The sequence below is a fragment of the Lysinibacillus sp. FSL K6-0102 genome, from assembly GCF_038003545.1.
In the GTDB taxonomy this organism is placed as follows: Bacteria; Bacillota; Bacilli; order Bacillales_A; family Planococcaceae; genus Lysinibacillus; species Lysinibacillus capsici.
In genome coordinates this window covers 2,967,809-2,987,663 of the sequence record NZ_JBBOPH010000001.1, presented here as the reverse complement: position 1 = coordinate 2,987,663, position 19,855 = coordinate 2,967,809, and the positions used below count along the sequence as shown (strand labels likewise).

The 19,855-nt window shown below is 38.7% G+C and carries 16 protein-coding genes; 12 read left to right on the top strand and 4 right to left on the bottom strand.

All coding sequences use genetic code 11. From position 1 onward, the window contains the following. Positions 1-147 precede the first annotated feature (147 nt). From leuB to NYE73_RS15210, 10 genes are all read left to right on the top strand, one after another. Positions 148-1,248 (top strand): 3-isopropylmalate dehydrogenase, encoded by a 1,101-nt coding sequence (gene leuB / locus NYE73_RS15255; protein WP_259950798.1) that lies wholly within the window; start codon positions 148-150, stop codon positions 1,246-1,248. A gap of 17 nt (positions 1,249-1,265) precedes the next feature. Beyond that, entirely contained in the window at positions 1,266-2,675 is a 1,410-nt protein-coding gene (gene leuC / locus NYE73_RS15250) for a 3-isopropylmalate dehydratase large subunit (protein WP_048392387.1), read from the top strand. 33 nt (positions 2,676-2,708) lie between these two features. Beyond that, positions 2,709-3,299: a 3-isopropylmalate dehydratase small subunit gene (gene leuD / locus NYE73_RS15245; protein WP_048392388.1), complete on the top strand. Its 591-nt coding sequence runs from the start codon at positions 2,709-2,711 to the stop codon at positions 3,297-3,299. 408 nt (positions 3,300-3,707) lie between these two features. After that, on the top strand, positions 3,708-4,592 hold the full coding sequence (rbsK, locus tag NYE73_RS15240) for a ribokinase (protein ID WP_259950797.1): 885 nt from the start codon (positions 3,708-3,710) through the stop codon (positions 4,590-4,592). A gap of 256 nt (positions 4,593-4,848) precedes the next feature. Then, entirely contained in the window at positions 4,849-6,699 is a 1,851-nt protein-coding gene (locus NYE73_RS15235) for a dynamin family protein (protein ID WP_048392390.1), read from the top strand. A gap of 104 nt (positions 6,700-6,803) precedes the next feature. After that, entirely contained in the window at positions 6,804-8,024 is a 1,221-nt protein-coding gene (locus NYE73_RS15230) for an RtcB family protein (protein ID WP_237898176.1), read from the top strand. Between the two features lie 72 nt (positions 8,025-8,096). Further along, entirely contained in the window at positions 8,097-9,098 is a 1,002-nt protein-coding gene (locus NYE73_RS15225; RefSeq protein WP_231595618.1) for a LacI family DNA-binding transcriptional regulator, read from the top strand. Positions 9,099-9,198: 100 nt separating this feature from the next. Continuing rightward, positions 9,199-10,620, top strand: a complete 1,422-nt coding sequence (locus tag NYE73_RS15220; protein ID WP_112118388.1) for an aldehyde dehydrogenase family protein — start codon at positions 9,199-9,201, stop codon at positions 10,618-10,620. A 27-nt stretch (positions 10,621-10,647) separates the two neighbouring features. Then, complete coding sequence (gene ahlS / locus NYE73_RS15215) at positions 10,648-11,493, top strand: AhlS family quorum-quenching N-acyl homoserine lactonase (RefSeq protein ID WP_259950796.1); 846 nt, start codon at positions 10,648-10,650, stop codon at positions 11,491-11,493. A gap of 17 nt (positions 11,494-11,510) precedes the next feature. After that, positions 11,511-12,683 (top strand): iron-containing alcohol dehydrogenase, encoded by a 1,173-nt coding sequence (locus NYE73_RS15210; RefSeq protein WP_259950795.1) that lies wholly within the window; start codon positions 11,511-11,513, stop codon positions 12,681-12,683. A gap of 119 nt (positions 12,684-12,802) precedes the next feature. Here the strand turns inward: NYE73_RS15210 and NYE73_RS15205 are convergent, their stop codons facing one another. Further along, positions 12,803-13,312, bottom strand: coding sequence for a ferritin (locus NYE73_RS15205; RefSeq protein WP_048392396.1), 510 nt, complete (start codon positions 13,310-13,312; stop codon positions 12,803-12,805). A 199-nt stretch (positions 13,313-13,511) separates the two neighbouring features. Continuing rightward, positions 13,512-14,273 (bottom strand): TerC family protein, encoded by a 762-nt coding sequence (locus NYE73_RS15200; protein ID WP_016994674.1) that lies wholly within the window; start codon positions 14,271-14,273, stop codon positions 13,512-13,514. Between the two features lie 415 nt (positions 14,274-14,688). On the opposite strand from NYE73_RS15200, the gene NYE73_RS15195 reads away from it, so the two are divergent. Then, on the top strand, positions 14,689-16,449 hold the full coding sequence (locus tag NYE73_RS15195; protein ID WP_054550469.1) for an ABC transporter ATP-binding protein: 1,761 nt from the start codon (positions 14,689-14,691) through the stop codon (positions 16,447-16,449). 228 nt (positions 16,450-16,677) lie between these two features. Then, a complete protein-coding gene (locus NYE73_RS15190; protein ID WP_259950793.1) occupies positions 16,678-17,097 on the top strand; it encodes an SRPBCC family protein in 420 nt (139 codons plus the stop codon). Positions 17,098-17,136: 39 nt separating this feature from the next. On the opposite strand, the gene NYE73_RS15185 is transcribed toward NYE73_RS15190, so the two are convergent. Beyond that, on the bottom strand, positions 17,137-18,612 hold the full coding sequence (locus NYE73_RS15185) for a spore germination protein (RefSeq protein WP_259950792.1): 1,476 nt from the start codon (positions 18,610-18,612) through the stop codon (positions 17,137-17,139). After that, on the bottom strand, positions 18,612-19,736 hold the full coding sequence (locus NYE73_RS15180; protein ID WP_054550466.1) for a GerAB/ArcD/ProY family transporter: 1,125 nt from the start codon (positions 19,734-19,736) through the stop codon (positions 18,612-18,614). The genes NYE73_RS15185 and NYE73_RS15180 overlap by 1 nt, the downstream gene beginning before the upstream one ends. Between the last annotated feature and the right edge of the window lie 119 nt (positions 19,737-19,855).

Below are 19,855 nucleotides of genomic sequence, written 5' to 3'. Positions count from 1 at the left end.
AAGTCGGATGCAATGATGTCATGGCGTATTGTATCAATTAACCAAAAATTACGCTTAGACGTAATGACTACGCTCACCTCGATAAAAGGTAGGTGAGCGTCTTTACTAAATTAGCGAATACGCTATACAAAGAAAGGTGTTTTGACGATGGAGAGAAAAATTACAGTACTTCCCGGTGATGGAATTGGGCCAGAGGTTGTTGCTTCTGCTGTACGTGTATTACAGGTGATTGGTAAACGATTTAATCATACATTTCATTTAGGATATGCAACAATTGGTGGTGCTGCGATTGACCAGCACAATAATCCATTACCTGATGAAACAATCGAGATGTGTGAAAATAGTGATGCGATTTTATTAGGAGCTGTAGGTGGTCCAAAGTGGGATCAAAACCCTCCTGAATTGCGCCCAGAAAAAGGGTTACTGCGAATTCGGAAACACTTCGATTTATTTGCCAATCTACGTCCAGTAAAGGCGTTCCCGAGTTTACTAGATGCTTCACCATTAAAGCGTGAAGTGGCTGAGAACGTTGATTTAATGATTGTACGTGAACTAACAGGCGGCGTATACTTCGGGGAACCACGTATGCGTACTGAAAATGGCGCAATTGATACAACGGTTTACTCTAAAGCAGAGGTAGAGCGTATCGTTGAAAATGCCTTTGAACTAGCACGTTTACGTGGTGGCAAATTATGCTCTGTTGACAAGGCGAATGTGCTTGAAACAAGTCGCTTATGGCGTGAAGTTGTAGAAGCAAAGAAAAAAGAGTATCCAGATGTAATCGTAGAACATAACCTAGTAGACTCTGTCGCAATGAAACTTATTACAAATCCTGGACAATATGATGTAGTCGTTACTGAAAATATGTTTGGTGATATTTTAAGTGATGAAGCATCTGTTATTACTGGTTCTCTAGGTGTTTTACCATCCGCATCCATTCGTGGTGATAATTTTGGCTTATATGAACCAGTACATGGCTCCGCACCAGAAATTGCAGGGCAAGGTGTAGCAAATCCTGCTGCAACCATTTTATCCGTAGCGATGATGCTGCAATATTCATTTGGCTTAAAAGAAGAAGCAGCAGAAATTGAACGCGCGGTAAGTGCAGTATTTGATGATGGCTACTTTACAGCAGATCTTGCTCGTGACGGCAGTCGTATTTTATCAACTAATGAATGGACAGATAAGGTAATTAACGAAATTGATACTAGCTTTGTATCACAAAGTATTATGACAACATATATTTAAAGAAATAGGTGAAGACAATGGGTAAAAATATAATTGAAAAGATTTGGGATAAACATGTTGTTTATCAGGAAGAGGGCAAACCGGACCTGTTATATATTGATCTTCATTTAATTCATGAAGTAACATCTCCGCAAGCTTTTGAAGGGTTACGCATGAACGGACGTAAAGTGCGTCGTCCTGATTTAAGCTTTGCGACAATGGATCATAACGTACCAACAAAAAATTTACCAACTATCCATGATCCCATTGCACGCAATCAAATCGAAACATTAGCTAAAAATGCTGAGGAATTTGGCGTTGAGTTAGCAGGCATGGGTCACCCTGACCAAGGGATTGTCCATGTGATTGGGCCAGAGCTTGGATTAACACAGCCTGGTAAAACCATTGTTTGTGGTGATTCTCATACATCGACTCACGGTGCCTTCGGGGCCATTGCATTTGGTATTGGGACATCTGAGGTGGAGCATGTATTATCGACGCAAACATTATGGCAAAATAAGCCGAAAACGATGGAGATTCGTGTTGAAGGGGAGCTACCAGTTGGGGTAGCGGCAAAGGATATTATTCTAGCCATCATTGCCAAGTTCGGAATTGGTGTTGGTACAGGACATATTGTGGAATTCACTGGAGAGGCTATCCACAAACTATCTATGGAAGAACGCATGACGATTTGTAATATGTCAATTGAGGCAGGCGCAAAAGCAGGGCTTATCTCACCTGACCAAACAACAGTCGATTATATTCGTGGACGCAAATATGCACCGCAGGGAGAAAAATTGGAAGAAGCAGCCGCTTACTGGTTAAGTCTTGCTTCAGACGAAGATGCAACGTACGATACGGTTCGTATTATAAAAGCTGAAGAAATTGAACCAATCATTACGTGGGGAACAAACCCATCGATGGGTACTGGTGTTTCTGGGCATGTTCCAACACAAGCAGATTATGAGGATGAATCAGACAAGGCGGCACTTCAAAAAGCACTTGCCTATATGGGCTTAGAGGAAGGCCAGCCATTAACATCCATTGACATCCAGCATGTCTTCATTGGCTCCTGTACAAACTCACGCATTAGTGATTTGCGTGCAGCTGCTGATGTCATCAAAGGGCGTAAGGTGCATGACAAGGTCACAGCCATCGTTGTCCCAGGCTCACATACAACGAAAAAACAAGCAGAGGCAGAAGGTTTAGATAAAATATTTATGGATGCAGGCTTTGAATGGCGAGAATCTGGTTGCTCGATGTGTCTTGCGATGAATGATGACGTCGTACCAGCTGGAGAACGCTGTGCCTCTACCTCAAACCGCAACTTTGAAGGACGTCAGGGCGCTGGAGCTCGTACACATTTAGTGTCACCACCAATGGCAGCAGCCGCTGCGATTGCAGGTCACTTCGTCGATGTACGTGAATTTGTGAAGGAAACAGTGTAAGTCTTGCTTTACTCGGGAAGGGATGATTGAAAAATGGAACCAATTAATATCGTAAATAGTGTCATCACACCACTTGATCGAAAAAATGTTGATACCGATCAAATTATTTCAAAAGAATTTCTAAAACGTATTGAGCGCACAGGTTTTGGACAGTTTTTATTTTACCATTGGCGTTTCGATGCACAAGGGAATGAAATAGCTGACTTTGTATTAAATAAACCTGAATTTAAAGAATCTAAAATTCTAGTGGCGCAAGATAATTTCGGCTGTGGCTCCTCTCGTGAACATGCACCATGGGCAATTTTAGATTACGGTTTTAACGTTGTGATTGCACCTTCTTTTGCAGATATTTTCCATAATAACTGCTTCAAAAACGGTATCTTACCGATTAAGCTAACAGAATCGGAATGTGATGCTATTTTAGCAAAAGGCTTAGCAAAGCCCTATAGTATGGAAGTAAATCTTGCAGAGCAAACTGTAACAGGGGAAGATGGTACAGTCTATCATTTTACAATTGACCCATACTATAAAGAAACGTTACTGAATGGCTGGGATGAAATCGCCTTAACCTTTAAATATGAGGACCACATTGCCGCATATGAGGCGAAGCGAGTAGCCTATTAATTGATATGACTGAAGACAAGTTTTATGTTGTCTTCAGTTTTTTTGTGTTTGTAGTGCATTTCCTATATGAAATTATTTATAATTAAGGAAACATCAAATGCGAAGGTGGCACTATGTTATCATTATAAAAATATTTGTATATTAAAGGACAAATCCAGCCAGTTTTTGAAATCGTCATCTCAAGCATTGCTTCGCATAACAGGAAGATAGCCTGAGTGACTAGATCGTTTTCATTTAACGAGTAAAAGAAGCTCGTATCGATTTACAGTAAGTGAAAGAATTTAGGGCATCCCTAAAACAGTCGATAGGTTTTTAGTTTATACGAATTTTTATATTGTTAAGCTACTGAAATGATACTACTCATTTCAGTTGTTTTTTGTTTGATCAAAAGATGAAAGGTGGAATTCTATGATTACAGTTATAGGAAGTTTAAATATGGATTTAGTTGTACAAATGAATGCTTTTCCAAAGCAGGGGGAAACCATTCTAGGTAACTCGTTTCAAACAGTTCCAGGAGGAAAAGGGGCTAATCAAGCAGTTGCCGCAGCTCGTCTTGGCAGTGAGGTGGCGATGGTTGGCTGTTTAGGGAATGATCATTTTGGTGAGACATTACATGCTGCTTTACAGCAAGAGCAGATTCAGACAAACGCCATTGTAAAAAGCACCACTGCTCCTACAGGCATTGCTAATATACTTATTTACAATAACGATAATCGAATTGTTGTCGTACCTGGAGCTAATTATGATCTAAGCATATCCCATCTTGAAGCTTCAAAAGAGTTGATACAAAAAAGTCACTTGGTAATTATACAGCTTGAAATCCCTAAAGAGACGACAGCCCATGCCATTCATTTATGTAAAGAAGCGGATGTTCCGATACTGTTAAACCCTGCTCCAGCAGCCAATTTTGATGTGCAGTGGATGGACGATATTACCTATTTAACACCTAACGAGACAGAATGTGCTGAAATTTTTAACGAGCCAGTGGAACAAGTTTTAGAAAAATATCCTAATAAATTAATCGTGACGCTAGGAAGTGATGGTGCACGTTATTTCGATGGCTCCTATCCAATTCATGTTCCAGGTTATATGACAACAGTCGTGGATACAACGGGCGCAGGTGATACCTTTAATGGTGCTTTAGCCTATGCTTTAGTAGAAGGGCAATCGTTGGATGAGGCTGTATATTTTGCTAATATCGCTGCTTCCTTATCTGTAGAGAAACTAGGTGCCCAAGGTGGAATGCCATTACTTGGAGCTGTTTATGCACGTATGGCTGGTTTGGAGGGATAGGACAAAGGTCAGCTATTCAGCAACCTTAGAGAGAAATCTCCAAGCCTAATACTTCTAAACTCATAGCTGGGACTATTCCCTTTAGTCTGTGTAGCAATCATATATGAAGCAGACAGGAAATAGGTGTAAGGATGAATTCCTATTTGTCGTATAAACGTATAAGTATATTGTCCTCTTTTCATCAATCCATGTATTAGAAAAGCCATAGTTTCATTTATAATGGTCTTATAGATACATACGAAAAGAGGTTTTGAGGATGACGAACATTGACAATACGCCAATCGAAAATACAACCTCAGCGAATAATATTTTGCCGCAATTTGTTGACCAACTACGACACTTGTATGGCATCATCGTCCAAAATACATATGTGAAAGATACAGCAAAACATTTAAATCGAATCATTCAAGATGCCAATAACCAGACGATGATTTTAATAGTTGGAAAAGAGCGGGTGGGCAAAACAACACTTGTGAATGGACTTCTAGGACGCGAAATATTATCGGTAGATGATCAGCATCCAACAAGTGTAAATACGTTTATACGCTACGGCGAGCAAGAAGAGATTAAAGCTTATTTTTTAGATGGTGTTGTCGCTGTATTTGATCTCAGTAAATTAGAGCTACTAACAACTGGCGATACGTTTGCTTCCCAGATTTTACGTGAACACTTAGATTATCTAGAAGTCTATTTGAAAAATGATTTATTAAAATCCGTGACAATAATTGATTCTGTGTCATTAGAAGCAGGCGGAGGAGAAATGGCTTATTTTTCAGAGGCGCTTATGAACCGTGTTGATGAAATTTTCTGGGTGTTACGCGCTGGTTCAATGGCAATGGATGCTGAACTTCTCTTGATTGAAACGTTAAAGAATAAAGGTGTTGAACCTTTATGTGTCATCAACGGCATCGATGATGAGGAACATGCCACAGCATTTATGGACTCTGAACAACAACGTATTGGTCATTTGATGAGTGATTTTATAGGGATTTCAGCAATTAATGCACTAGTAGCCAAACAAACAGACAGTCATGAGCTTTGGCAAAAAAGTCAGTATGATCAATTAATTGCTCACATTCATCGTGTGGCTGAAAATAGTGATAAAAAAACATATGCCATCCTAATTCGCTTCTTACAATGGCTTGAACGATTCCGCTTCGAATTAACTGTAATTCCACAACGAGATCCATTTCAATCTGCTGTAGAGAATATTGAAAAATACGCAGGCGATACCCAATATGAATATTCTCGCTATCAACGTGACTTAGCAATTGTCAAAGAATATGAGCAAGAATATGAACAGGTAGCGAACACGTTTAAACAGGTTCAAACACTGTATCAGCTATTACAAACGATAGCGCAACATGATTATTTACACGATTCCAAGGTGGAAGAATTTACTGAAATTGCTGTGCACTATCAACAAATGTTGCGTGAATACCGCAACATGCACAGTGAGTATTTACGCGAATATGAGCGTTTAGATGCACAACATAAAAAAATTCATGGTAAAGGTCTTATGAAAGCTTTCTTTGGCCAACATACGCAAAATGAATTTTTCAAAGAGCGCGTTCAAAAACTCAATGAGCAGCAAGAGGTTTGTGTCGCCCAATATGCCAAGGTACAACAAGCAGAGGTTTCAATGCTACAGGCGATTCGAGATACACAGCCTTTTTTGATTGATTTAGTGAAAGTACGCATGAGCCGTATTGAACAAAAGGTACAGAAACTAAATCAACAGCGTGCAAAAGATAAGCGTCAGTTAAAGCGCTATGCTGAAAAATTAAATGAATTTTCTTGCTTAATCGAAGCACAGGGTTATATAAAAGAGCATCTTCAACCATTTTTAATGAATGAGCAAATGCCGTTGAAATCGAAGGATATTGCCATGCTTGAGGAAACTGTGCAGGCTATTTTAGCCATTGATTTATCAAACAATGGCTTACTTGCAAGAAGTCAAATGAATAATAAAATGGAAAGTATTGCAATACCTTTTGAGGTGCAAGAAAAATATCCCCTGCAAATGCTTGACTTAAGGGAAGAAGATGTAAAATCAAATGATATACCCGAAATACCTAAAAAATTAGTTGTACAATATGAAGATTAGGTTTTCACCAAACGTTCTAAAAGTAGCATGCTTTTAGAACGTTTTCTTTATGATATGAAACAAATCATTCCAGTTTTACGTATAAGTAGTAAGGAGGGATACACTTGATTGAAATAAATGGACGCTTCACGAATGCAAAAATCTTTGCGCAAACAGCATTACAAACAGCTGTGGATCAGATTCAAGAATTAACAGACCAGGCTTTTATGGCAGGCACTAAAGTACGTATTATGCCAGATTATCATGCGGGTAAAGGATGTGTCATTGGCACGACCATCCAATTGCAAGACCGTGTTGTACCCAATCTTGTCGGCATTGATGTGGGGTGTGGTGTATTTGTAGCACAACTTGACGTAACAACAGTTGATTTTGCTCAACTCGATGCCATCATTCGCACATATGTACCAAGTGGGCAGGATATTCATAAAGAAGTATCGCCAAGCCGACATTTTGTAGAGTTTGAAGGTAAACAATTTCGAGCAAGCGGCTTGAAAGACGACTATACGAACTTGTCATTAGGTACACTTGGGGGAGGCAACCATTTTATTGAACTTGCCAAAGATGAAGATGATCAGCACTATTTGCTCATCCATACGGGGTCACGCTATGTAGGGGCAAAGGTTGCTAATTGGCATCAAAAAAGAGCTTATGAAAATTTACGTCGAGAAGATTTGACAGAAAAAATAGAAGCAATGAAACAGCAAGGACGACAACAAGAGATTCAATCCATGATACAAGCCTATAAAGAACAAACACCGTTCGTTCCGAAAGACTTGTCATATTTAGAGGGTGAAGCTTTCCATGATTATATCCATGATATGAAGATTGCACAGCAATTTGCACGGATGAATCGTTGGACCATTGCAGAAACCATTGCTAAACAGATGGATTGGCATTTTACAGATACGTTTGATACGATTCATAACTATATCGATACAGAAACGATGACGCTTCGCAAAGGGGCTGTTCGTGCAAATAAAGATGAAAAGCTAGTTATTCCAATGAATATGCGGGATGGATCTCTGATTTGTATAGGGAAAGGGAATGCGGAATGGAATTATTCAGCCCCCCATGGAGCAGGACGCATGTTTTCACGACGCGCAGCGAAAAAAGCTTTGAATATGGCCGATTTTAAAGATACGATGCAGGGGATTTGGACAACATCAGTCAATGAAGAAACATTGGATGAGGCACCAATGGCCTATAAGCCGATGACAGAAATTACTTCTGCGATTGGGGAAACTGTAGATATTGTCAAAGTTATTAAACCTGTTTATAACTTTAAAGCGAGTGAAGCTGCAAAGCCATATGAGCGAAAGCGTTAAGGTAGAGAAGGAATCATCACTATAATCATTATTCTATAGATGATATAATATAGCTTCACAATGATGAAATGGGTGGTTTTTTTGGTATCTTCAAAAGATGTGGCGAAGCATGCTGGTGTCTCACAAACAACTGTATCGAGAGTATTGAATACACCAGAGCTTGTAAAGCCAAAAACAATTGAAAAAGTAATGCAGGCGATAGAGGAACTAAACTATGTGCCAAATGATATAGCAAGATCGCTTGTTCAGAAAAAAACAGGCATTATTACATTGATTTCGGGGCCCTTACACAACCCTTTTTTTGTTGATACAACTACAGCCATCGTGAATTATGTTAATGCACGTGGCTATAAAGTTAATGTCTATTTTGGCACAGAGGATAATCTTAATTCAATCTACAATGCCGTTTTAGAAACGAAAGCAGACGCAATTATATTGTCTTCTATGTTGTATCAAGATGATTTATTTTATAAACTAGAAAAACTAGCTATTCCATTTATTATGTTTAACCGTAAGCATAAAGAGAATAGACATTTTGTAGAAATTGATAATGTTCAAGCAGGTTACCTTGCGACCAAGCATGTCCTATCATTAGGGCATGACTCTTTATGTTGGATAGGGGGTCCACATCAAATGAGTACCTTCTATGGACGCTATCTGGGATTTGAACAAGCTTTACAGGATTATGGGCTAGATGCAAAATTAGTGCCTACTTTTTTAACGAACACCAATAAAATGGATATTGAACGTGCGTTTGCAGAGCTTTTACAACTCGAAAAAAGACCAACAGCTATTTGTGCTGCTACGGATGCCATTGCCATTGAAATATTGAATCTTTGTTTAGAGAGAGGTTTTCAGGTTCCGAGAGATTTTAATATCATTGGTATTGATAATGTAGAGCTTAGTAAACATCACTCTATTGCCTTAACAACAGTAGGTTTAACATCAGAAGAGAACTTAGGTTTTATTGCTATCGAAAAATTATTTGAGGTAATGGAGAAAAAAAGTACTTGCATTAGACAAACAGAGTCTGTTAAGATTTTCCCAAGAAATACAACGTGTAAAATAAACTGATAGACCATCAGTTTATTTTTTACACCAAAATGGTTACGTATTCATTTCTTTATTTTCTGAAATGAATACGTAACCATAAAAAGAAAGGAGTGAATTACGATTGAAAAAGGGCTTATGGATTAATGGAGAATGGAAGATGACTGCTGAATGGATGGAGATCCATGCTCCCTATTCACAAGAGGTATTGGCACACTTTGCGATGGCCACTGAAAAAGATGTACAGGAGGCCATTGAAAGTGCGCATGCTGCAGCTCCTCAAATGGCTGCATTAACTGCTTTTCAACGAGCAGAGATATTAGAGCAGTTATCCACCCTTTTTGCAGAAAATAGAGATGAAGCAGCAAGTATCATAGCAATGGAATCAGCCAAACCGTTAAAGTATGCTTACGCTGAAATTGATCGCACAGTTGAAACCTATAAATTTGCGGCAGAAGAAGCAAAGCGACTTACTGGTGAAATGGTTCCAATGGATGCATCAAAAAATGGAGAGGGGCGCTTTGCTTATACATTAAGAGAGCCAATCGGTGTTGTGGCTGCGATTACACCATTTAACTTTCCGCAAAATCTAGTAGCACACAAAGTTGGGCCAGCATTAGCTGCAGGCAATACGATTGTATTGAAACCTGCCACACAAACAGCATTATCCGCCCATTTTTTGGCAAAATTATTGGCGCAAACAAATTTACCAGCAGGTGCCTTTAATCTTGTAACTGGACAAGGTAAATTAGTAGGCGATGCATTTTTAGCACATCCAAATGTTAAGATGATAACGTTTACAGGAAGTCCAGCGGTAGGGATTTCTCTACGCAATCGTGCAGGCTTGAAGAAAGTAACTTTAGAATTAGGTTCCAATGCAGGCGTAATTATCGATGAAGGGGTACAGCTAGAGCGTATTATGGATCGCATTGTGATGGGGGCCTTTTCCAACCAAGGTCAAGTCTGTATTTCTTTACAACGTATCTATGTCATGGAAAGTATGGTGGAGGAATTTTTAATACGGCTGAAGGAAAAAATAGAGCAGCTTACAATTGGTGATCCAATGGATAATCAAACAGATCTTGCTATGATGATTTCACAAGCTGAACAACAGCGTGCTTATCAATGGATTGAAGAGGCAGTAGCTGAAGGGGCACAAGTAATTACAGGTGGTCACATTGACAATCATATTTTATTGCCCACTGTTTTATATAATGTTCAGCCACAGAGTCGTGTATCCTGTGAAGAAATTTTTGCACCTGTTGTTATCGTTAATACGGTATCCACCATTGATGAAGGGATAGCGGCTATCAATGATTCTCACTATGGCCTACAGGCAGGCATCTTCACTCCTTCTATTCAGACAGCTTTTCAGGCTACAAAAGCATTGCACGTTGGTGGAGTCATCATTAATGATGTACCTACTTATCGAGTAGATCACATGCCATATGGTGGTGTAAAGGAAAGCGGCACAGGCCGTGAAGGCATTAAATATGCGTTAGAAGAAATGACGGAAATGAAGCTAGTAATTTGGAATAACCAATAACTAATAATCACGAATGGAGATGGGAAAATGAAAATGATTAAACAACATCCAAAATTGTATGTGATGGACAATGGTACGATGCGAATGGATAAAAATTATATGATTGCGATGCACAATCCCGCAACCATCGATCATCCAAATCAGCCAAATGAATTTGTTGAATTCCCTGTTTATACAGTATTGATTGATCATCCAGAAGGCAAAATTCTATTTGATACTGCATGCAATCCAAACTCGATGGGTCCAGAAGGGCGATGGGGTGAATTTACGCAAAAAGCATTTCCTATTAATATGCCAGAAGAATGCTATTTACATCATCGTCTAGAAGAATTAAATGTTCGTCCAGAGGATATCAAATATGTTGTTGCTTCCCATTTGCATCTCGACCATGCAGGGTGCTTAGAACTCTTTACAAATGCCACAATTATTGTACAGGAAGATGAGTTTAATGGCACATTACAAACATATGCTAGAAACGTGAAAGACGGTGCCTATGTTTGGGGTGACATTGATATGTGGATTAAAAACAATCTACAATGGCGCTTAATCAAACGTGGCGAGGATCAGGTAAAACTAGCTGAAGGGATACAAGTATTAAATTTTGGTAGTGGTCATGCTTGGGGAATGCTAGGTTTGCATATTCAAATGCCTGACACAGGTGGTATTATTTTAGCTTCAGATGCCATTTATACGGCAGAAAGCTTTGGGCCTCCTGTCAAGCCACCAGGCATTATCTACGATTCTGTAGGTTATAATACAACAGTGGAACGGATTCGAAGACTAGCAAATGAAACAAATTCACAGGTATGGTTTGGCCATGATCCTATTCAATTTAAATCATTTAGAAAATCAACGGAAGGCTATTATGAATAGATAGGAGTAGAGAAGCCATGCATAAATTAACCTTTACGCCTGCTAGCTATACTGGCTGGGGCTGTTTGAGTCAGCTTCTGCTAGAGGTAAAGAAGTTTAACGCTCACAATATTTTGATCGTGACAGATCCATTATTAAAAGAAATAGGTCTAACGGACAATGTTGAAAAGCCTTTGATTGAGAAAGGCTATACAACAACCATTTATACGGATATTGCACCAGAGCCTCCGCTTGCAATTGGCGAAAAACTGGTTGATTTTACGAGAAAGCATCCATTTGATTTGGTGATTGGTGTAGGTGGGGGCAGTGCACTGGATTTAGCAAAGCTTGCCGCCGTATTAGCAAAACATGATGGAAAAGTTGCAGATTATTTAAACCTAACAGGAACGAAAACATTAGATAATAAAGGGTTACCTAAAATCTTAATTCCTACCACTTCTGGGACAGGCTCGGAGGTAACAAATATTTCTGTGCTATCACTGGATACAACCAAGGATGTTGTGACACATGATTATTTATTAGCGGATGTAGCGATTGTAGATCCTGCCTTAACGATTTCCTTACCATCGAAGGTGACAGCGGCGACTGGGGTAGACGCGTTAACTCATGCGATAGAAGCCTACGTATCAGTAAATGCGAATGCAGTAACGGATGCACTTGCACTACAAGCTATCCGATTAATTAGCCAGTCAATCCGAACAGCTGTCCATAATGGACAAGACAAGCAAGCGCGCACAGATATGAGTTATGGCAGCTATTTAGCAGGATTAGCCTTTTTCAATGCCGGTGTAGCAGGCGTCCATGCTTTAGCCTATCCCCTGGGAGGTCAGTTCCATATAGCTCATGGTGATTCCAATGCAGTACTATTACCATATGTCATGGGGTATATTCGTCAAAGCTGTGAAAAACGAATGAAAGATATTTTAGATGCCATGGGAATATCATCATCCTATTTATCGCAAGAAGAGGCTTCCTATAAATGTGTTGATGCCTTACAACAACTCGTTCAAGATGTGAAAATTCCCTCAACATTACAAGGATTCAATATCCCTTCATCAGCACTTGAACAGCTAACAGAGGATGCTACAAAACAAACGCGTATTTTAGCGCGAAGTCCAATGCCATTAGAGCGTGAAGATATCTATCAAATCTATCAAGCTGCCTTTGATGGAGTGGTAAGGGAACCATAAAGAACCTGAGAAACGTTGATTTTTCAACGTTTCTCTTTTATTGCATCTTTTGAAAATCCCACAAGCAAGATAGATACCTAAAAAAATCTGCCTTAATGGCAGATTTTTTATAAGAAATATTATGCTTCTGTATCTGGTGTAAATGTACGTGTAGCCAATTCTGCATCTAGCATAAAGATTGCGTTTGAGTCAGTTTCGATACGCTCGATTTTACGAATTAATGTATCAAATGTAGATTCTTCTTCTACTTGCTCGTCGATAAACCATTTTAAGAAGGCCATTGTCGCATGCTCACGTTCATCTAAAGCAATGTCTGATAAATTGTAAATACGGCGTGTTACTTCTTTTTCGTGTGATAGAGCCGTTTTAAAGGCATCTAAAATGGATTCGAAATGATTGCCTGGGCTTTCAAAACCTTGAATTGTTGCGCGGTAGCCCATATCACTTAAGAAATTATAAAATTTCATGGCATGGAAGCGTTCTTCTTCTGCTTGTACTAAAAAGAAGTTAGCGAAGCCATCATAATCTTGATCTGTGCAATAGGCTGCCATTGCCATATAGGCATGCGCAGAGTAGAATTCAAAATTCATTTGTTCATTAAGAGCTGTGTGTAGTTTTTCAGATAACATAAAAGTTTTCCTCCTTTTGCAGTAAATGACTTCTTTACTAGTATACAGCTTAGAGGCAGTAACATACAAAAAATTTAATTTTTAAAGCAATTCATGCAAAAAATAATTGATATTCGTTCTCAATTAGAAAATACCTTCTTTTATATTTTTAAGAAAATAAAAAAATCGCCCCGATCGTAATCGAAGCGATTTTTCATTATTATTGTTCTTGTTTCTTTTGATTTTTGACACCGATTAGGTAGCCACCTAATGCGATAGCAATTAAGACAATCCAGAAAATAGCTTTCCAAAGAGTGGAGTGGGGGAATTCGTGTGGAATCACACCCAATTTTTCATGTGCTAATGTTAATACAGCTAATTTTACACCAACCCAGCCGACAATTAGGAAAGCAGCTGTTTCAAGTGATGGGAATTTGTCGAGAACCTTTACAAACCAACGAGCTGCGAAACGCATCATGATGACACCAATAATACCACCTAAGAACATTACTGCGAACTGACCTGCGTTAATACCGCCAATATCAAAATCACCGATATGTGGAAGTGTGACAGCAATGGCAACCGCCGCAAGAATAGAATCCACAGCAAATGCGATATCAGCAAGTTCTACTTTTACAACCGTCATCCAGAAGCCAGATTGTTTTTTCGGCTCTTGAATTTCTTCGGAGTTTTGAGATGCTTTCCGCGAATCATAAATATGCTTAATAGACATAAACAGTAGATAAGCTGCACCTATTGCTTGAATCTGCCAGAAATTAACGAGCGTTGTAATAAGGAATAATGCGGCAAAACGGAAAACAAACGCCCCCACCAATCCATACAATAAAGCTTTTTGTTGTTGTGCCTTTGGTAAATGCTTAACCATAACAGCCATTACGACGGCGTTGTCTGCTGCTAACAAACCTTCTAGTACAATTAATACGACAAGTACCCATGCGTATTCTAAAAATATTGCCTCCAAATTTATTGCCTCCTTTAATTGTTGAACAGAAATGAATGGCTTGCTAACTTATTCTTTCCCTATTTTAAGCAAAAGAAAAAGACCCCTGCCTAAAAAATAGGCAAAGGTCTTGCTAAGCAATTAACTGTTCGTTGCACAGAAAGTATTCTGTGTGACAAGAAATGCCATCACACCCGATGGTAATATACCATGTAATGACGAATGTGAATCAGATGCTTCGATCGCATCTGCTAGCTACTCCCCTTTGACAATAAAGTCAAAAGCTATTCAATTCTTACTAACATAGTAACATGCAACATTTTAAAAGTAAATAAAAATATACTGCTATGGAGAAAAAATACTTTTCCGTTACGTTTGCACAAATGGTACTATTAAAAGATAGGCAAAATTTTTACAACTTAGAGAGGAGACAAACATGTATAGAAAATTTTTTTCCTACTACAAGCCACATAAACGATTGTTTGTCATCGATTTTTCGAGTGCCATTATTGTAGCAATCTTAGAGCTTGCGTTTCCATTGGCTGTTCAATGGTTTATCGATGAGTTATTGCCAACAGGGGATTGGGGCATGATCGTGAAAATAAGTGTCCTATTACTGCTTGTTTATGCCATTAGTACATTATTGAACTTTATCGTTAACTATTTAGGGCATAAACTAGGCATAAATATCGAAACGGATATGCGTCAGGAATTATTTACGCATGTACAAAGGCAATCTTTCCGATTCTTTGATAATACGAAAACAGGTCATATTATGAGTCGCATTACCAATGATTTGTTTGATATAGGTGAGTTTGCCCATCATGGACCAGAGGATCTCTTCATTGCAATCATGACCTTTGTTGGGGCCTTTGCCATTATGTTTAATGTCAATCCAACACTCGCTTTGATTGCAGCGATTATGGTGCCATTTTTAACATGGCTTGTGACATTTAGTAATATAAAAATGAACAATGCTTGGAAAACGATGTATGGCAAAATTGCTGATGTGAACGGACGTGTAGAGGATAGTGTATCTGGTGTCCGTGTTGTGAAATCCTTTACAAATGAAGATTTTGAAATTAAACGCTTTAAGGAGCAAAATGGATTTTTCCGTACGGCTAAATTATATGCCTATAAAATTATGGCAGGGACACACTCCAGTATTTACATGATGACGCGCCTCCTTACATTAATGGTGTTAGTGGTCGGCGCTTGGCTAAGCTTTAATGGGAAATTATCTTATGGGGAGCTAGTGAGCTTTGTTTTATATACGAATGTCCTGATTAAACCAATTGATAAAATTAGTGCTTTATTAGAGCTTTATCCGAAAGGAATGGCTGGCTTTAAGCGCTTCCGTGAATTAATTGAACAGGAGCCAGAAATTCAAGATCGTGAGGATGCAAAGGTTATTAAACATTTAGATGGAAATATTGCCTTCAATCACGTTCATTTTAATTATGATGCATCCAAACAGGTTTTACATGATATATCATTTGATGTAAAAGCTGGCCAAACTATTGCCTTTGTAGGGCCTTCGGGTGCAGGTAAAACTACAATCTGCTCATTGATTCCTCGATTTTATGAGGTGACAAAAGGCGCTATTACGATTGATGGTATCGATATACGTAATATGACACAAGCGTCATTACGTGCTCAAATTGGTATCGTACAGCAGGACGTCTTTTTATTTACAGGTACGATTCGTGAAAACATTGCCTATGGTAAATTAGATGCAAGTGAAGCGGAAATTCGAGAGGCAGCGAAAAAAGCACATCTAGAGGCATTTATTGCAGAGCTGCCCGATGGCTATGATACACAAATAGGTGAACGTGGCTTAAAATTATCAGGAGGACAAAAGCAACGACTAGCGATTGCTCGTATGTTCCTAAAGAACCCGCCTATCTTAATTTTAGACGAGGCAACCTCTGCCTTAGATACAGAAACAGAAATGATTATTCAGCAATCGTTAACAGAGCTTGCTGAAAATCGTACAACACTAGTTATTGCCCATCGACTGGCAACTATTCGCAATGCTGATCGTGTATTAGTTGTGACACCGAAGGGCATTGAAGAGGATGGTACCTATGATGAGCTAGTGGCTCAAAATGGGATTTTTGCAAAGCTTCATCATATTCAATTTCGCAAGGGACAAACAGAACAAAGCGTTCAGAAAGAGTTTGTGGAATTGACGTAAATGAAGGAGGGGGAGATTGTTTTTTAAAACAATTTCCCTTTTTTGGTTGCTTCCCTTAGTTACTTGTACTGCTCATGTTGTAGCCAAAGCACACAATGCAAAGGGTACTAGGTCAAATCGCTGATGGAAAATGGAGCATTCATTTATGAATACATAGAAGGAATGTTTAGCAAGTTTATCGAATAGAACTACAGTTCACAATAAAGGTCATAAAATAGAGGTGAAGCAATGGATAACGAAAAAATTATCGGTCAAACGAAAAGTGTGGGTTTTCAAATCGGGGTTAGAAGGACGTTTCCAATTTCGCAGGAGCAAGCATGGGCATTGCTCACGACAACAGAAGGGGTACGTACATGGCTGGGGGAAGGCACTTCAGTTATATTTGAGCCTGGGCACAAATACCATTCAAAGACAGGGTCAGGCGAAATCAGGATTGTTAAACCGTTAGAGCAGCTTCGATTAACTTGGCAAAAGGAAGAGTGGTCAAAACCATCTACCGTACAAATCCGTATTTTACCCAAAGAGCGTAATAAAACAACCATTAGCTTTCATCAAGAGCATCTTTCTGATCAGACAGTACGAGAAGCAATGAAAGGTCATTGGGAAAGTGTACTGAATGTTATTAAAGAAAGGGCACAAAATATTTGAACGGATAAAAATAGCATCCCTTCAAAACTGAAAGGGATGCTATTTATTTTGGGAATCCTTGTTTTCATGTCCCTTTGATGTTCGTGTATAATCCTGTGGAGCAAGTGCTTTGTTACGTTCTGTATAGCCCTTAGGTGATAATCGAAAGATGGATTTTTTAATGGTTGCCCAATTTAGATCTGTTGCTAGGTTCATGTAAGAGTAGCCGTAAATTCGAATATTACTTAAATAAAGCAGTGTCAGGTATAAAGAAACAAAGAAGCCAAATAACCCGAAAAAGGCACTAGCAAAGATAAAGGCAACGCGTAATATGCTAACTGAAGTAACAAGTGACTGATTCACTAATGTAAAGGAAGCAATGGTAGAAATAGCGATGACAACGATCATTTCAGGACTCGTTACACCTGCTCGAATGGCTGCATCCCCAATAATTAATCCACCTACAACACTGATGGTCCCACCAATAACGGAAGGGAGACGCAAGCCTGCTTCACGAAATAATTCAAACATCAGCAGCATCAGCAACATTTCAAGTGAAGAGGGGAGCGGTAAGCCAGCCTTCGCTTGCACGACGGTTGCGAGTAGTTGAAGCGGCAATTGGTTTTGGTGATAGGTTGTCAAGGCAAGCCAGAATGCAGGAAGTAGTAAGCCGATTAAAATACCAAATATTCTTAATAATCGTTCGAGTGAACTGAAAATAATAGGATATTCATTATCCTCAGCTGATTTCAGTAAGAGAAACAAATTGACAGGGGTAACGATAGCATAGGCGACGCCATCTACAAAAATAATAAAACGTCCTCTCGCTAAGGCCTGAACCGCATAATCAGGTCGTCCAGTATAATCAAACTTCGGAAAAAGCTTGGAATTTTTATTCACCCGTTCCATCAATAAATCGCCACTAAAAACAATATCTGTATCCACAGCAGCAAGCTGCTTTTTGATGCCATGTAAAATATCCATATCCACAATATCATCAAAATAAAGAATGGCTATCGTAGTTTTTGATCGTTTCCCAAGCTCCACTTTTTCCACACAAAATGAATTGGTCGGCAAGCGTTTTCTTATGAGTGCGATATTGACGCGAATATCTTCAATGAAATTATCTCTGGGCCCTTTAACAAGAACCTCCATGCGCGTTTCTTCAGGCTGGCGATTCGGCTTTTGGGCAATATTGCTTGCATATAAAAGATTGTCTTCGTCAAAATACAACAACAAGAAGCCACTATAGACAAAAGTTATCAGCTGTTCCTTGTCTTGTACTTTTTGAATACTTGGAACATGAAGATGCCTTGCGATATTCTCTTCAAAGGGAACCTCATCCAAATGATCATATAAATATTGAATACGTTGAATAATCACTTCATTAAGCATTTGTTGATCAATCATAGCATCACACGTAATAAAGTGTACTTTCTGCTGATTAAACATATATTCCTGAAATTGAATATCTGCTGATTTTTGAAATAATTTTCTGAGCGTACTAAGATCTAGCGCTTGTTCTTGCTGAGGCATTATGATTCACCACTTTTCTTATCTTGTTTTTCAGTTTTCCCCTTTTTAGAAGATTTATCCGACAAGAAAGCTACGACTACGAAAAATATTGACAGTAAAAAGAAAAAAATAAAAGTGGCTGCCAGAATATAATTTCCTTTTACTTTTAAAAATAGGCTTTCATTTAGCATGATTAATGGTAAACAAAGAATAAAGAAGGGAGGAGCAAGCATTTGCCATATACGCTTGGGATCTCCTGTCATCTTCAATAAATCTGCCACAATGTACAAAAGGAAGCTAACACGAATAAAGGTTCCTGTCAGCCATTGATAAATGGAGAAAAAGTCAAGATGCTCGATATAGCGACCGATTGTCACTAATCCCCATTCTTCGTAGGCGGGATAGCGTTGCTTAGCCGCTTCATTCGGTCCAAATTCTGTAATGGCTCCAATTAAAGGTCCTAATGTCAGTCCTACTAAAATAGCCAGCATAATAGCAAAGTGGTACCAGCGAATACGTTCCTTAAATTGATGCTGTAAAAATAGCAACATTAAAAGCTCAATAAACCCTGATGCAGGAAAAATCATGCCTCGCAAGACAGGCTGGAGTCCATGTTCAAAAAATGGACGTAATAATTCATAATCTTTTACCTGCATGTTCGTAAAGGCCACGAAAAAGCCAAAGATAACTACTCCGAATAATACGAAAACGTTTAAAATGACGAGCGTCTGTAAGCTAGTCGTCACAAGAAGAATACACAGAATGACGTAGATAAATAGTAAGATAATTACAGGGGTTTGCGGTAAAAATGTAGTATTAATCCATTGCAGTGTTTCAACCATTGTAAAAGCTGCGATAATCATTAAAAAAATAGCAACTGTATAAATAACAATAGTAGAGCCAATTTTCCCGATTTTTGAATCGAGCCAATCTCGGATGGGCTCTTGATTAGATTTTGATTGAATATATACTAATAAAAATAGCCAAAAGAAAATAATTCCTCCAGCAAACAATACGGATAGCCAGCCATCTCTTTTGGCCACATCTAGTAGCGGAGGAATAATGGTTACATGATTTTTTAAGCCAATAACAGTCATTGATAGGAAGATGACATGTAAAATACTGATTGATCCTACACTTTTCATGTTGAAAACCCTCTAACATTGATTGATACATATTAGCTTTGACAAAAAAAGTCGGCTTTATAAGCAGAAAATGGTATGGTTTCATGAAAAAACGAGGTATTGGATGACACCATCATCCA